Source organism: Thalassotalea sp. PP2-459, from assembly GCF_001913705.1.
Taxonomy (GTDB): Bacteria; Pseudomonadota; Gammaproteobacteria; order Enterobacterales; family Alteromonadaceae; genus Thalassotalea_C; species Thalassotalea_C hakodatensis.
Genome location: NZ_MKQD01000023.1, coordinates 1 through 15,771, shown reverse-complemented (window position 1 = coordinate 15,771; position 15,771 = coordinate 1). Strand labels below are relative to the sequence as shown.

Annotated in this window: 16 protein-coding genes; 4 read left to right on the top strand and 12 right to left on the bottom strand. The window is 38.0% G+C overall.

All coding sequences use genetic code 11. The features are described from left to right. Positions 1-257 precede the first annotated feature (257 nt). Both BI291_RS04460 and BI291_RS18395 read left to right on the top strand, forming a co-directional pair. Positions 258-503, top strand: coding sequence for a hypothetical protein (locus BI291_RS04460; RefSeq protein WP_074496550.1), 246 nt, complete (start codon positions 258-260; stop codon positions 501-503). After that, positions 504-656 carry a hypothetical protein gene (locus BI291_RS18395; protein WP_175573073.1) on the top strand — a complete coding sequence of 51 codons (153 nt, stop codon included), beginning with the start codon at positions 504-506 and terminating at the stop codon, positions 654-656. A gap of 62 nt (positions 657-718) precedes the next feature. Here the strand turns inward: BI291_RS18395 and BI291_RS04455 are convergent, their stop codons facing one another. Next, complete coding sequence (locus tag BI291_RS04455) at positions 719-1,540, bottom strand: alpha/beta hydrolase (protein ID WP_074496549.1); 822 nt, start codon at positions 1,538-1,540, stop codon at positions 719-721. 240 nt (positions 1,541-1,780) lie between these two features. On the opposite strand from BI291_RS04455, the gene BI291_RS04450 reads away from it, so the two are divergent. Beyond that, positions 1,781-4,846 (top strand): FAD-binding and (Fe-S)-binding domain-containing protein, encoded by a 3,066-nt coding sequence (locus tag BI291_RS04450; protein WP_074496548.1) that lies wholly within the window; start codon positions 1,781-1,783, stop codon positions 4,844-4,846. A 213-nt stretch (positions 4,847-5,059) separates the two neighbouring features. Here BI291_RS04450 and BI291_RS04445 read toward each other — a convergent pair whose 3' ends face one another. Next, positions 5,060-6,103 (bottom strand): Glu/Leu/Phe/Val dehydrogenase, encoded by a 1,044-nt coding sequence (locus tag BI291_RS04445; protein WP_074496562.1) that lies wholly within the window; start codon positions 6,101-6,103, stop codon positions 5,060-5,062. 270 nt (positions 6,104-6,373) lie between these two features. Between BI291_RS04445 and BI291_RS04440 the strand changes: the two genes are divergently transcribed. Continuing rightward, entirely contained in the window at positions 6,374-6,781 is a 408-nt protein-coding gene (locus BI291_RS04440) for a DUF4826 family protein (protein WP_074496547.1), read from the top strand. Between the two features lie 36 nt (positions 6,782-6,817). On the opposite strand, the gene BI291_RS04435 is transcribed toward BI291_RS04440, so the two are convergent. The 10 genes from BI291_RS04435 to BI291_RS04390 form a co-directional block, all read right to left on the bottom strand. Next, positions 6,818-7,279, bottom strand: a complete 462-nt coding sequence (locus BI291_RS04435; protein ID WP_074496546.1) for a GNAT family N-acetyltransferase — start codon at positions 7,277-7,279, stop codon at positions 6,818-6,820. A 2-nt stretch (positions 7,280-7,281) separates the two neighbouring features. After that, on the bottom strand, positions 7,282-8,433 hold the full coding sequence (locus tag BI291_RS04430; protein WP_074496545.1) for a cupin domain-containing protein: 1,152 nt from the start codon (positions 8,431-8,433) through the stop codon (positions 7,282-7,284). A gap of 97 nt (positions 8,434-8,530) precedes the next feature. After that, on the bottom strand, positions 8,531-9,901 hold the full coding sequence (gene purB / locus BI291_RS04425; protein ID WP_074496544.1) for an adenylosuccinate lyase: 1,371 nt from the start codon (positions 9,899-9,901) through the stop codon (positions 8,531-8,533). A gap of 20 nt (positions 9,902-9,921) precedes the next feature. Beyond that, positions 9,922-10,545: a high frequency lysogenization protein HflD gene (hflD, locus tag BI291_RS04420; protein WP_074496543.1), complete on the bottom strand. Its 624-nt coding sequence runs from the start codon at positions 10,543-10,545 to the stop codon at positions 9,922-9,924. Positions 10,546-10,559: 14 nt separating this feature from the next. Next, a complete protein-coding gene (gene mnmA, locus BI291_RS04415; RefSeq protein ID WP_074496542.1) occupies positions 10,560-11,714 on the bottom strand; it encodes a tRNA 2-thiouridine(34) synthase MnmA in 1,155 nt (384 codons plus the stop codon). Positions 11,715-11,845: 131 nt separating this feature from the next. Beyond that, positions 11,846-12,691, bottom strand: coding sequence for a hypothetical protein (locus BI291_RS04410; protein ID WP_074496541.1), 846 nt, complete (start codon positions 12,689-12,691; stop codon positions 11,846-11,848). A 108-nt stretch (positions 12,692-12,799) separates the two neighbouring features. After that, positions 12,800-13,291, bottom strand: coding sequence for an NUDIX hydrolase (locus BI291_RS04405; RefSeq protein WP_254849518.1), 492 nt, complete (start codon positions 13,289-13,291; stop codon positions 12,800-12,802). Beyond that, on the bottom strand, positions 13,284-13,958 hold the full coding sequence (locus tag BI291_RS04400) for a pseudouridine synthase (RefSeq protein WP_074496540.1): 675 nt from the start codon (positions 13,956-13,958) through the stop codon (positions 13,284-13,286). The genes BI291_RS04405 and BI291_RS04400 overlap by 8 nt, the downstream gene beginning before the upstream one ends. Positions 13,959-14,038: 80 nt before the next feature. After that, a complete protein-coding gene (locus tag BI291_RS04395) occupies positions 14,039-15,373 on the bottom strand; it encodes a PAS domain-containing sensor histidine kinase (RefSeq protein WP_074496539.1) in 1,335 nt (444 codons plus the stop codon). Then, positions 15,370-15,771, bottom strand: a 402-nt coding sequence (locus tag BI291_RS04390) for a helix-turn-helix domain-containing protein (RefSeq protein ID WP_303046024.1), incomplete at its 5' end; no start/stop codon positions are given. The genes BI291_RS04395 and BI291_RS04390, both read right to left, overlap by 4 nt.

Genomic DNA, 15,771 nt, shown 5'->3' with positions numbered 1-15,771 from the left:
TGCCGAACACTAGGCTAATTAGCCGCGATTATTAGGGCGCGAAACAGCATAAATGATCAACAGCACGCTAAAGAAGATTTAGCATTTAATCAACATGCACTAATGACCGCTGTCGACGGAAATACGTTTTGAACCAACATGATATTGAGCATGAAGAGTTGAAGATGGCATTGTATATCGAGAAAATGCACTATACCGTTTAGCCATTCTCATCAAAGCGAAATTGATATTTTCGGCCAGTAGTTAATGACAAAAATATGGTGTTAATCCTGCTGTATAATACATTTAACACACAATATAACGCGTTTAAAAGCAATGAAAATATCCAAGAAAAGAGTGATATTACTCCTTTTCGTTCTGAGTTAACGAATCTAGAAAGACATTTGAAAGTAAGAAATTTAAATGCCGTAGATTATGATAGCCATTACTTTAATCGCTTTTCAGAAGAAAAAACGTTATTAAGCAATGTGCTTATCGATAGTTTTGATCGCCAAACGCCATGAATGTTCACTTCTTTTCGAATTATTTGTGGCCAAGGCCCACCTGATTACGAAGATTTCGCCGCATGGTTAGTAGAGCAGGGCATTGATAGTGTATTGCTTAATCCTGATACCGTTTTACCTACTTGGTTATACTTAGTTGAACAACACGACTAAATAATAAAAGGGGTCAGGTACATTAATTTTTAGATAATTGTACCCGACCGCTTTTTTCTTTTTTATTTTCTAAAGAGTTTATCGAAGGCGTTGTATACTGCTAAGTGCAAAGTATCACCATGGCTTAATTGTTCGAAGAATTTAAAAAACGTTGAATAATGCTTAGGTTTTTGTTTATTAACTTTGACAAATAACTCCTTCGCGGTACGCTCCATAATGTCTCCTTCTTTACCAACGGCTATATAGATTAATTTCTCAGTGGCTGAAGTTTTTAGGGGTTGCGCTAGTAACGATTCATCATCCCACCATAAGCTCGGGCTAATGATAATGTAATTATCAAATAATTCTGGCGCTTTAAATAATATTTCAGTAGCAAGTAAACCGCCTAATGACTGACCAATTATCGTTTTATTTGAATTAGTTCGATAGTTTTGTCCAATTAATGGTTGCACCTCTGAGCCAATAAATTCAATAAATTTGGCAGAACCGCCACTTGTTGGGAAGTCTTTTTGATCTTGAGGGTGATTAGTAGGGTAGGTGAAGTCACGTTTTCTATCGACGTTTTCAATACCTACTACAATACTCTCTGGTACTTGTTGTATCCACGAAAATGAACCAAATTGAACTAAGCCTGCTAAGTGTATAAAATCTTCCTCAGCTGAACCGTCTAATAGATAAATAACAGGGTATGTTTTATCTGGCGAACTTTCATAACTGCTTGGTAGGTAGATATTGAGTATCCTACTTTCACTTAGTACCGTTGAGTTAAATGTAATGCGATCTCCGATTGAAAATTGGCTTTTTTCTGTAATTTTTAGAGGGTTATTAGCGTGAGCAGATATACTGCTTAGCAGTAATACTGCTAATATAATATTTTTAAACATTTAACTTTCCTTACTGAAATGTTTCAACACTATGACGGTTTACTTTTTTAGAACTTCACCGCTTTATTATCAAAACTAATTGATAGCAGAAAAAGTGAAAAATAAATAATACCTTAACTATTGTTAGAAGATAATGCTATTTAATCAGTGATAAACAATATATCACGGTATTTTCTTTTTAAAAAAATACCGTGATATACTAACCGCCTATTATCTTTCGAAAAATATATACTAGGCCTTATGTTACCTCGGTTAGATCCTCAGGAACTTGTTGAACCACTTTATCAACAATTCGCACAAGCACTTAAATCTCAAGCCTACAGTGGCGATATTAGTACTCAATATGGTGCAAGGCTTGCAGTAGCTACTGATAACAGTATTTATCAACAGTTACCGCAACTGGTGTTACATCCGAGAAGTAAACAAGACGTTCAAGAAATCACAACATTAGCAAATCAGTCACAGTTTGCAGAAATAAAGTTTAGCGCTCGCGGTGGTGGAACAGGCACTAATGGCCAAAGTTTGACTCCGGGCATTGTGGTTGATTTATCTAAATACATGAACCGTATTCTTGAAATTAATGTTGAAGAAAACTGGGTGCGTGTTGAAGCAGGAGTAGTGAAAGATCAACTCAATGATTATTTACGCCCTCATGGTTTCTTTTTTTCTCCTGATTTGTCGACAAGTAATCGCGCAACGGTTGGTGGAATGATCAACACAGACGCTTCTGGTCAAGGTTCGTTAATCTATGGAAAAACCTCTGATCATGTTTTAGCACTTGAAAGTGTGTTAGCAAATGGTGAACTACTATCGACTTCACCAATGCTAATTAAACAAGCACACGAGCTTGCGCAGCAAGATTCCACCATTGGTAACATTGTTAAACAAGTGATTGCAACCAGCATTGGTAAGCGAGAACAAATCTTATCTAAATTTCCAAGATTAAATCGTTTTCTAACCGGTTATGATTTAGAACATACTGTATCTGACGACTTATCTCAGATAGATTTATCGCGTTTGATCACCGGCTCTGAGGGGTCACTCGCCTTTGTATGTGAAGCTAAATTAAATTTAACGCCAATTGCACCTGCAAAAACACTTATTAACATTAAGTATGATAGCTTCGATTCAGCGCTAAGGCACTCGCCAACGCTTGTTGAAGCTAAAGCAACATCAGTAGAAACCATCGATAGCAAAGTATTGAATCTTGCGAAACAAGATATTATTTGGCATTCAGTGAGTGATTTGATCACTGATGTTGAAGGCCAAGTCATGGATGGTATTAATATCGTTGAATATAATGGTCAATCAATTGAAGGTTTAGCTGAACAAGTAGCCATGTTAACTGAGCAGCTAGATAACGATATTGCCAATAAAACGGGTGTAATTGGTTATCAAGTTACGACTGATTTAGCCAGTATTGGTAAAATTTACGCAATGCGTAAAAAAGCCGTAGGGTTGCTTGGAAACACTAAAGGAGCGCAAAAACCCTTAGCCTTTGCAGAAGATACTGCAGTACCTCCTGAAAAACTGGCTGATTTTATCGCTGAGTTTCGTGAACTCCTTGATAGTTATCAATTACATTATGGCATGTTTGGCCATGTTGATGCGGGTGTTTTACATGTTCGGCCAGCCCTTGATATGTGTGACCCTGAACAAGAAAAAACCATGCGATCAATATCAGATAAAGTCGTTGCCTTAACTGCAAAATACGGCGGTTTAATGTGGGGTGAGCATGGTAAAGGGTATCGAAGCGAATACGGCCCTGAGTTTTTTGGCGAAGCGTTATTTTTGGAATTAAGAAAAATAAAAACAGCGTTTGATCCGAATAATAAAATGAATCCTGGTAAAATTTGTACGCCAATCGATTCATCGGAATCTTTAGTGTCTGTGGATGGCGTTAAACGTGGAACTTACGATCGACAAATCCCCATTGCCGTTAAAGAGTCGTTTAAATCTGCAATGGAATGTAACGGAAACGGTTTATGTTTTAACTATGATACAGCTAGCCCAATGTGTCCGTCGAGTAAAGTAACACGCGATAGAAGGCATTCACCCAAGGGTAGAGCAGGTTTGATGCGTGAATGGCTGCGTTTATTGCAGAATAAAGGCGTTGATATTTTACAATTAGAACAAAATATCAATGGTTGGTCAGTAAAGCGTTTGTTAGACAAAGTGAAAAATGCGCTTTCCACACAACGTGATGAAGATTTTTCCCATGAGGTAATGGAAGCAATGTCAGGTTGTTTAGCCTGTAAAGCCTGTGCTAGCCAATGTCCAATAAAAGTAGACGTGCCTGATTTTAGAGCACGCTTTTTAAATCTTTACCACAGTAGTTATTTTAGACCGCTAAAAGATCATCTTGTTGCAAACGTCGAGCACATGGCACCGTTGATGGCGAAATCACCGAAACTCGTGAATAGTGTGTTAAGTTCTAAGCTGTATGACAAAGCGAGTCGAGCAACTATAGGCTACATTGATACACCACTGCTATCAGTGCCTACATTATCTGAGCGTGTTAATACATTGCAATTTGAATCGTTTCAATTAGCTAAGTTTCAACAAATGACGAGTGAAGAAAAGGCAAACTATGTATTTGTTGTGCAAGATCCATTTACTTCTTTTTATGATGCTCAAGTTGTTGAAAACCTGATGTTATTGGTACAAAAACTTGGTTATAGTCCAGTGTTATTACCGTTTAAACCAAACGGCAAACCACAACATGTCAAAGGGTTTTTAACCAAATTTGCTAAAACAGCGAAAAATACAGCAGATTTTCTTAATCAATTACAGCAATTAGCCATACCTATGATCGGTACTGATGCGTCTACAGTGTTGTGTTTTCGTGATGAATACCAACAAGTATTAAAAGAAGAGCGAGGCAATTTTCATGTGCAGTTAGCACACGAGTGGCTGTTAACGGTGATCGATCATCTGAAATCAAAAAATAATCCGTTTACGTTTAGAAAAAATACAACCACATTTAAGTTGTTCGCGCATTGCACTGAAAAAACGGCTTTAGCGGGTAGCGAGAAACAATGGTCAGATATTTTTAATTACTTTGGTTTATCGTTAGAAAAACAATCTGTTGGATGTTGCGGAATGGCTGGTACTTACGGTCATGAAGCGGTTAATTTTGAGAACTCTAAAACATTATATGAGATGAGTTGGCAACAAAAGGTTGATAATGCAAGAGCAGAACAACTTGTTGTGACAGGCTATTCATGTCGTTCGCAAATAAAACGTTTATCGAACAAGAAAACCAAACATCCGGTTGAAGTGTTAGTGGCACAGTTAAGCGAATAAAGGTTGTAACGATATACAAGCTTTTCACAACATTAAAACAAGCTTTTAATCTCGCCATTTTTGTGTGATTAACTTAGGCTATTGTTTAGCAAGACAGGGTTGTCTTGCGCTCACATTTCATCCCAAATTGAAGTATTTAAAAAGGTGGCCTTGGCCACCTTCTTTTTTTAGAACACAACTCTTACTTACTTGGTGTTAATCACCGCATCAAACTTACAGATTGGCTTTTGCGATGATCTCTTGTGCCATTTGATCTGCAACAATACCCGTTGGTTTATCTTGTTCTGCTGCAGTCGTAAAAACTGTCGTTAAAGTGTTATAGATATTTTCAACTAATCGTGTTGCTTCATCTGCACAATAAGGTTCTGGATAGATTTCTAGTGAGACATTAATAATACCACCAGCGTTAATCACATAATCTGGTGTATATAAAATACCTTTATCTTTTAAGATTTGATCATGTTTCTCAGCAGCTAATTGATTATTTGCACAACCGGCAATAATAGAAGCTTTTAATTGTGGTATGGTGTCGTCATTAATAGAGGCACCTAATGCGCAAGGTGAAAATACATCAACCTCTTGGCTGTATATTTCATCAAGTTCTACGATAGTTGCACCAAACTCTGCCGCTGCATTCTCTAATGCTTCATGGTTTATGTCAGAGACAATTAATTGCGCGCCTGCAGTGTGTAACTTGGCACATAAATCATAACCAACACTACCTAAACCCTGTACTGCGACTTTTATTCCATGCAAGTCATCTTTACCGAGCTTAAATTTAACAGCGGCTTTAATGCCTAAAAATGTACCTAATGCTGTGAACGGTGCAGGGTTACCACTTTTACCATCTAGGCCAGCAACATAGTCAGTTACTTGATTTACGGTCGCCATATCGCCTGTGGTAATATTAACGTCTTCAGCCGTATAGTAGCGGCCACCAACGTTATTAACTGCACGGCCAAAGGCTTCAAATAATGCTGTCGATTTAAGCGCTTTTGGATTGCCAATAATAACGGCCTTACCGCCACCAAGTTTAAGGCCTGCCATGGCATTTTTATAGGTCATTCCTTTTGATAATCGCAGTACATCAGTTAATGCTTGTTCATCATTGGCGTAATCCCAAAAACGACAACCACCCGCAGCAGGACCTAACGCTGTACTATGAACAGCGATTATTGCCTTCAAACCTGTTGCTTTATCACTACAAAAAACGACTTGCTCGTGATTATCAAAATCAACTAAATCGAAAAAAGCCACTTCTACTTCTCCGTGCATTAAAGGGTTTCACAATGAAAATAAATATAAAATGAAACCAGGGGTGTAATATTTCTTGGCGCGCACAATACCATTAGTTATTGGCTTTATCCAGTCGAACCAGTGAGATTTGTCATTAGTTTTTGCTAGGTAAATCTGCACCATTGTTAACAAAAATGAACATCATCTTAGTCGTGAAAAATAATGCGCTTGTACATCCGTTTTTCTTTGGCTAGTCTAACTACCTTTAGTAGTAAAAATTAAATATATACCATGACAGAACAACGAACCATGACTGAACAAGAGCAACAGCAGTGGGTAAGAGAGCAATATCAAGCCGCAACTAAATTTCTTGCTGATCGCGGCTTGATCACTAAAAGTGTTGCCGACAAAGAAAGTCGCTATTTAATCCCCTTAATGTCGGTATGGAAAATTAATTTAACTGATAACACCACTGTGTGGGCAATTTCAGGTGATTTACCTACTGATTATTCTCCGGTCTCTGTTGCTGGTGACGCCCGAGAAGCTGTAAGGCATTTTTCGTTGAAGTGGCAGTTACAAGCTGAAAATTTACGTAAAGATAAAAAAGAAGAAAGTAAAAGGCTGGCTGAGCATTTAATTTCTCGTGCTGAAGATTTATATCAATTATTTGATGATAATAACGTTTGGCAATCAAGCTAATTAACGAAATTAAAAGCAGGCTGTTAATGGTAAGTGTTAATGGGTATAACAATAGTTAGCATGTTGTATATCGTCTAATTGGCAGCCCAGTCGCTGTCGAGGCATGCCTGCCTCCATAAATACAGCACCAGCGCTATTAAAATTAAATCGTCGGTAATATTCAACAGTATCGAGCGGGCTATAGATGAATACTTCATCTAAGCGTAACTCTTGAGCGATACTAAGTAGACCTTGCATTACAATGCCATCAACTTGTTTTTTTCTATATGGCAGTAATACGGCGATTCGAGAAATTTCGCCTGTAGCGAGTATTCTGCCTGTTGCAATAGGCTCTTGTGTTTTATCGTCGCACACTAACACATGAAAGGCGAACCTATCTTTTCGATCAAACTCGATATGTTTAGGTATTCGCCACTCACAAATAAATACCTTTTCTCTGACATCTTTTAATAAGGGAGCAGCTTGCTCCCACCTAACTCGACTAATACTATATGACATACTTACTCTTCGATGAACCAATACCCCTTATTTAAAACACTAGTTAACAATTGTGTGTTTTTCAAACAAACGGTGAAACTTTTTAGCTCTTTTGTAGTCAAAGGTTCGCTTTTTGTTAATTTAATTGCGAGTTGTTTTGTTTCCTCACTTAATTGAAATACCTCTCCATTGATAAAAAGTTGTGGTGTTGGGGTATTAATTATCAATGCTTTAACGCCAGAAACAGGCGCTAAATGTATGTCATCGTTATCTAAAAGTTCCGTAACATATGACGGTTCAAATGGCTCCATTGGGATTAATAATTCAAGAGCGTGATGACTTTGGGTTAAAAACTTACCTGTAAATTCATTGAATACTTCTGGTTGTTTGACTTGCGTAAGCATAAATTGCTGTAAACCATTAATGTCATTTTCATCAAGTAAACTAGGATCGTTACACATGTTACGATCTTGATCAGCAAAACGTGCTTCACCGAGGTTTTTGTCAATTAACATATCGGCAAAACCAGACCAAAGATCTTGGCTACTTGGTGCTTGAAAACCGATTGAGAAATTTAATGAGTTTTCAATCGCAACGCCATTGTGCGGATGATTAGGTGGAATATACAATAAATCACCGGGCTCAGTAATTTCATCAATGATAGGCGTAAAGGCTGAAACTTGTTTTAAATCAGGGTGTGGTAATAACGTAGTTAAGCTTTCATCAGGTGCGCCTACTTGCCAACGACGACGTCCTTCACCTTGTAAAATAAATACATCGTATTGGTCTAAATGCGCACCAACACCGCCGTCAGGCGTTGAAAAACTCACCATAACATCATCGACGCGCCACCGAGGAATAAAATTAACTAAAGATAACAGTTGGTTAGTCTCACGTGACCAGTTATTAACGGCTTGAACGAGTAAAGTCCAGTTGTTGTCACCAAACTGATTAAAATCAGTAAAGGGGCCATGTTTAACCTGCCACTGACTATTACCATCATGACTGATAATACGGGACTCTATTTCTTGTTCCATAGCCAAGCCGGCAAGCTCATCTGCTTCGATAGTGCCTTGAAAGTTAGCTACCGCTTGTTTGATTAACAATGGCTTTTTTTGCCAATATTCGTGTAAAAATTTTTCGGGTGTTAAGTCACCCCAAGAAATTTCCATCATCACTGTGTTCCTTGGTTCATTCTAGATCAAATAGCTATTGGCATTTCTGCAAAGAAAAAGGAACCCTGAGGTTCCTTTTTTCAACATTTTATAAAGCTTAGTCAAGCTCAGCGATAAAAGAAACCGCACGGCCAATATAGCTTGCTGGTGTCATTTCACGTAAGCTAGCTTTTGCTTCTTCTGGTAACGCTAAGTTATCGATAAATACACGCATAGCATCGCCATCAACACGCTTACCACGGGTAAGTTCTTTTAATTTTTCATAGGGTTTTTCAATACCGTAACGGCGCATAACTGTTTGTACTGGCTCAGCAAGTACTTCCCAGTTTTTATCAAGTTCAGCGCGTAAGCTTTCTTCGTTTACTTGAAGTTTGCTCATGCCTTTAAGGGTTGCAGCGTAGGCAATAAGCGAGTTACCAAAACCAACACCTAAATTACGTAATACGGTTGAATCAGTTAAATCACGTTGCCAGCGCGAAATAGGTAATTTTTGCGCAAGGTGTGAAAATAAGGCATTAGCGATGCCTAAGTTGCCTTCTGAGTTTTCAAAGTCAATTGGGTTAACTTTATGCGGCATAGTTGAAGAGCCAATTTCACCCGCAACAGTTTTTTGTTTAAAGTGACCTAAAGCAATATATCCCCATACGTCACGATCAAAATCAATTAAGATGGTATTAAAACGTGCAACAGCATCAAACAGCTCAGCAATGTAGTCATGCGGCTCAATTTGTGTAGTGAATGCATTCCAGCTTAAACCTAATGAGGTAACAAATTGCTCTGAAAATTGGTGCCAGTTAACTTCAGGGTATGCAGAAAGGTGAGCATTGTAGTTACCGACAGCCCCGTTAATTTTACCAAGTAATTCAACGTTGGCAATTTGGTCACGCTGACGCTTTAAACGAATATAAACGTTAGCAAATTCTTTACCCATAGTGCTTGGAGAAGCCGGCTGTCCATGTGTACGACACATCATAGGAATGGCTTGATATTCAATCGCCAGTGCTTTAATTTCAGTTAATATTTCATCAATAACAGGTAACAAAACTTGTTCACGACATTCTTTAAGCATTAAACCGTGTGATAGGTTATTGATATCTTCTGAAGTACAAGCAAAGTGAATAAATTCAGATACGGCATTTAATGCGTCATTTGCGGCTACTTTTTCTTTTAAGAAATATTCAACTGCTTTAACATCGTGGTTTGTGGTTGCTTCAATGGTTTTAACACGTTGTGCATCTTCTTCATTGAAGTTAGCAACAATTGCGTCGAGTAGGGCGTTTTCAGTATCACCAAATGCAGGTACTTCTGAGATTTCAGCCGTAGCAGCGAGTTTCTGTAACCAGCGCACTTCTACCGTTACACGGTATTTAATCAGACCAAACTCACTAAAAATAGGACGCAAGGCTTTGGTTTTACTGCCGTATCGACCATCAACGGGTGAAATAGCACTTAATGCTGAAAGTTCCATAGTAGATTCCTGAATAATATTTACATTTGTTTAAGTAACTGTTGAGCACATGCAACAATCTTTGCACGTGAAAATAAAATACTGCGGCGTTTACCGCCAAGCTGTCGCCATAACACAGCAGAACGCATTCCCGCTAGGAGTAACGCTCTGATTTTATGCTGGTTTGCTGTGTTTTTTAAAATTTCTGGGTTTCCTGCCACTTGAATAGGCGTACCCAATGGACTGATTATATCGCTATAAATACTCGCTAAACTTGCAATGATCGTGTCGCTCTCAATAGAGAAATGATCTAATTGACGTTGGCATTGCTCAATTCGATTACCAAGCGCTGCTAGTTGTTTATTATTTTTTGTTAATCGGCGTTCTAAACTTAATAGGCTGACTACATAACGAGTCACTTCAGGGTCTTTTTGCTGTTCACCATTACCTAAATGGCTTACCAGTGTTGATAACCCTTTACGAATATTTTGTAGTTCTCCGCCATACACTTCCATCGTGTTTTTAGGAGACGTTACCAAGATGCTATTGAGCATGATAGACAAAGCTTCATTGTCAGATTGCCCATGACGTGCAAGCTTTTGCACGAGGTAACTAATTTGGCAAATTGCGGCTAAAGTAATTGTTTGTTCTTGTATATTTTGCATAGTGTTCGTCAACGTTATTGGCGAATTAAGGTGTTGATAATACCGCCACCTAAACAAACATCACCTTGATAAAAAACCACTGATTGTCCAGGTGTTACTGAACTTTGTGGTGTTTCAAAGGTAACGATATATTCATCGGTATATTCATCATCTTGTTTAATAGGGGATAAGGTACACGGCACATCTTGCTGTCGATAGCGCGTTTTCACTGTACAGGAGATAGAATCGGTAAGTGGTTCCCGGTTGACCAAATGTAACTGATTACCAATTAAGCCTGTTGAAAACAAACGCGGGTGATCATGACCTTGACCAACAATTAAGACGTTACGTGTTAAATCTTTATCAACAACATACCACGGAGCTTCACCAGCATTTGACAAGCCGCCAATGCGTAAACCCTTTCTTTGGCCAAGTGTATGGTACATTAAACCATCATGCTCACCAATGACATCACCTTCAGCAGATTCTATTTTGCCAGGCTGTGCAGGTAAATATTGCTGTAAAAAATCTTTGAACTTGCGCTCACCGATAAAACAAATACCCGTACTGTCTTTTTTGTTATGTGTGATCAAATCAGCTTGTTCAGCAATCGAACGTACTTGCGGCTTTTCAATATTTCCAACAGGAAAAAGTGTTTGCCCCACCTGTTTTTCATCTAAGGTATATAAAAAGTAACTTTGGTCTTTATTTTGATCAAGGCCACGTAAAATATGCCATTGGCCATCGCGATATTCTCGCTGTACGTAATGACCTGTTGCAATATAGTCTGCACCTAAATCTTCACAGGCAAATTCAAGAAAGGCTTTAAACTTGATTTCTTTGTTACACATAATATCAGGATTAGGCGTTCTTCCTGCTTTGTATTCTGCAAGAAAGTATTCAAACACATTGTCCCAATATTCAGTAGCAAAATTGATGGTGTGTAATTTTATGCCTAGTTTTTCGCATACTTTCTGGGCATCTTCTAAGTCTTCTGTTGCAGCACAGTATTCGTCTGTGTCGTCTTCTTCCCAGTTTTTCATGAACAAGCCTTCTACTTGATAACCTTGTTCTTGTAATAAGTACGCAGAAACGGAAGAATCAACACCACCTGACATACCAACAATTACGCGAATGTCTTTTGGTGCGCGTGTGTCGGGTGAGTTTGCAGTTAAACAGCTATTGGTCATTTTGAAAATTTAATCAAACTTGCTAAAAAATGGCGCGAGATTGTAGCATTTATCCTAAAGAAATTCACTAGCGAGGTGCGAACTTTCGAGATTAAATTTTCTTAATGAATGGACGATTACATTATATTGAATTAATCATGCATTTGTTGATTAATAAATTGATTTAATAACGGGAATTCTTTTGCGGTGTCCAATGGAAATAAAAGCTGCCAAATCTGATGAAATTGCGCATTATGATACCAATGGAAAGCGGTGCGATCAAAATGTTGTAAAAACGTTTTGTGTTTAGGGGAGTCATTACAGACAAAATACAATGCTTGAGGTGTTTGTACTTCAAAGGGAATAATAGTGAAATCGTTTAGACTGATACCTGAAATTGTCGGCATAATTTGTGGTAAGCCAATAAAATAATCAAGCTGGCCATCGTTTGTGTGCTGGTGCAGTTGATTTATGGTGAAATGCCCGCCAAATAAAGATGAGTTTCTATCGCTTATTTTATCATCGATTAACTGTTGTAAATAGGTAGGATAGCGACGGCCTGCATTATAACCACCAACAAACTTCTCTTGCTGTAAAATAGCCTCAGCAGAGGCGTTGTTTTGCGAAGATAGTTTTTTCAGTGAACGATTATGCATGACTACCGCTGGCATAGGTGTTAATAGCGTTGCGCGTTTACTTTTAATTGTGTTTAAATCACTAATATGGGGATTGGCAAATACGTGACAAATAGATTCTTGACGCTGAACTGAATGCCAAAATTCGGTAAACCTTGTATCAACATAGGCTAGTTGATATTGCGGTAAATAGGTCTTTACATGTTCAGTTAATAACTGCCTTATAGGTCCTTGTTCCCTGAATAAATGGTTTTTATCGAATGCCGCGATATTGATTTGAATCGGTTGTTTAGCTGCATGGCTAATAGGCAATAATAAGGTGCTAGTAATAATAAAAATAGCGACTAATCGACTGAATCCCATATCATCTCCTTTTATTCGCTGTTCATTTTATTATCAAGTACGTAAGTGATTTATAAATCAACAGCATATGTTCTTAATTTATACAATTTTTTTGATTTAGCAATGTTTTTATTGAAGGTTAGAACTTAGTAACGACAACGGAATTTTTTGTTCAGACAAGAAGTCATCGATACATTGCAGTACCATAGGGCTGCGCAGTTGTTGCTTCCTTTCAATTATTTGTTCGTAAGTGAACCAATGACAAGCAATGATTTCATTGTCGTGTGGTGTGCATGTTTGAATTTTATTTAATGTTTTCACAAAACAAAACCTTAAAAAATACAGGTTTAATTCGGGTCGATGGAAGTAGTAAATGCCTGAGCAGTAGTCAGGGGTTAATGCTAAACCTGTTTCTTCATATAATTCTCTGCTGCAAGCTGATATTAAATTTTCATCAGCTTCTAAATGTCCAGCAGGTTGATTATAAACGGTTTTACCCTTTTCTTTTTCTTCAACCAATAAGAATTTATCTTCAGCATAAATGACTGCTGCAACCGTTGTATTAGGTTTAAATTGTTGGCTACCGTGGTCCAGTTGCATAGGTAGTGTTGTATTATCCATGAGGGTTTATTTCCTTATATTCACCGTTTTTAATGCCTTCAATGGTGTAGTTACCAATGGCGTATCTGATCAATCTCAGCGTAGGAAAGCCAATATGTGCTGTCATTCGGCGAACTTGTCGATTACGTCCTTCTGTAATTTTTATTTCTAACCAGGTCGTTGGAATGTTTGCACGCTCACGTATGGGTGGAGTTCTTGGCCAAATTGTAGGCTCTTTAATAATGCTAACTTTCGCAGGTAAGGTATCTCCGTCTTTAAGCGTAATACCGTCTCTTAATTGTTGAATATCTTGCTCTGTTGGAGCACCTTCTACTTGTGCCCAGTAGGTTTTTTCTGTTTTTTGTCTTGGGTTAGCCAGCTTATGCTGTAATTTTCCATCATTGGTTAATAGTAATAAACCTTCGCTGTCACGATCTAAACGTCCTGCAGGATAAACATCTTTAATGGGCACAAAGGCTTTTAATGACTGTCGGCTTTCGTGATGTAATTCGTTATTATCACTAAACTGGCTGAGCACATTAAACGGTTTGTTTAACAGCACAATTATACGATCTTTTTCTGCAAGGGGTGGTTTACTAACTTTTTTGCTCTGACGTAAACGTTGATTGGGTAGCCGCTTTTTGGTTGTGGCGGTTTTACGTGAAGTTCTTGAGTATTCTTGTTTCATCCCACTATTTTAGAGGGTGAGAAATTTTTCGCTAGCGTTAATTGTTGATGCTGCCCAATTCATTGCAATTAAAGTAATGATCATACTGTCGTTGGTAATGAAATAGTGGCAACTGCACCCGTTTGCAGTTGTCTATTCGTCAAGGTTAAATCACCACCGTGATTAAACATAATTTGACGGCATAACACTAACCCTATACCGCTACCATGCTTTTTAGTCGTGTAAAATGGCACAAAAATATTGTCAGGGTTTTTTATACCATCACCGTTATCGCAAATAATTATGTGTACAGTGTCGTTGTTAACTTGCCAACTGAGTTCGATATGACAATGTTCATGTGAAGCGCAGGCTTGAATTGCGTTTGTTAATAAATTGACCACTACTTGTGATAGTTGACTTTTGTCTGCAAAAACTTCTATATCATTGTTTGTGTTTATTTCAATGGCGGCTTCTGGAAATAATTCACGATGATCATGAACAAAGCGCATTATTGAAAAAGTGGCTTTTTCAGGCGTAGGTAGGTGCGTTAATGATTGATATTGCTTAATAAAACCGTTTAAGGTTAACGCTCTTTCTGTCATGATCCGTAAACCATCGTTAAGATCATGAGATAATTCAGCTTCCATTTTCGCCGTGGTAACCATTTGTGTTAGTGATTCACCAATTGAAGCGATGGGGGCGAGTGAATTATTAATTTCATGACTGAGTACTCTTAGTAAACGTTGCCATGCAACGCGTTCTTCATTTTGCAATAATTTTTGTACATCATTTAGAAACAGTAAGGTATACGTTTTACCATACAGTCGGTAGCTATCTGTTTGGAGGTATACTCGTTTTTCTATTTTATCTGTGGTTATTGTAACCACTTGCTGAACATGTTGTGCTAATAATGATTTATCAATACCGAAACTTCGTGCCGGCATGCCTATCATTTCATCTTGCAGCGCAAACAGTTGCTTGGCTTTTGGGTTTAGTAACGTGACAACAGCATGTTCATCTAAACAAATTACAGCAACGTTAATGTGCTCTAATACCTTTGCCATCGCAATGTGGTGTTCCTTAGAAACTAAACGTTGTTCCGCTAACTGAATAGCAGCTGTGTTGATCACCAAATTAAGTTCAGATAGCGCTCCGCTATTAATGGCAGAGCTTGGTCGCATGGTGGTATCACCGGTGATTAATGCTTCTACAAGGTTCGTTGTGGTACGCAATTGGTTTCGAATGCGTCGCCAAATTAATAAATTACCGATCGCAACAAACGCTATGGTGAAGATAGCGATGATGATTTTTAGATAAAACGATAATGATGTTTGCCAAAGTAATATCAGTAACAATAAAGTTGGTACTAAAGAAATATATAAACTTTGTTGAGTCAGTTTATTTTCGAATGAAGTTGATGCAGCTTTATGGGTCATTGAACGTTAGTTAATTGGTATTTTTCAAGCCTACGGTAATAAGAGCTTCGAGATAGCCCTAGTGATTTAGCAGTATTGTGTGGATCATGCCCAAAGCGTTGTAAACGTTCAATAATAATTTGCTTTTCTATGTCTTCAAGGGTTTTCTCTTGTAAAGATTGGCTAATGGTCGCCTTATTTGTAGGTAAATTTAAATCGGTTAACTGAATGACCTGTTCAGGCGACAAAAATAACGCTCGTTCAATGGTATGGCTTAACTCACGTATATTTCCTGGCCACTGATAATACATCATCGCCTGTGCTGCTTCCGTGCTTAACGTTTTTGTCGGCATACGATATTTTTGGCAAAATTGTTCAATAAAGTACGTTGCGAGAGGAATAATGTCATCAACACGTTC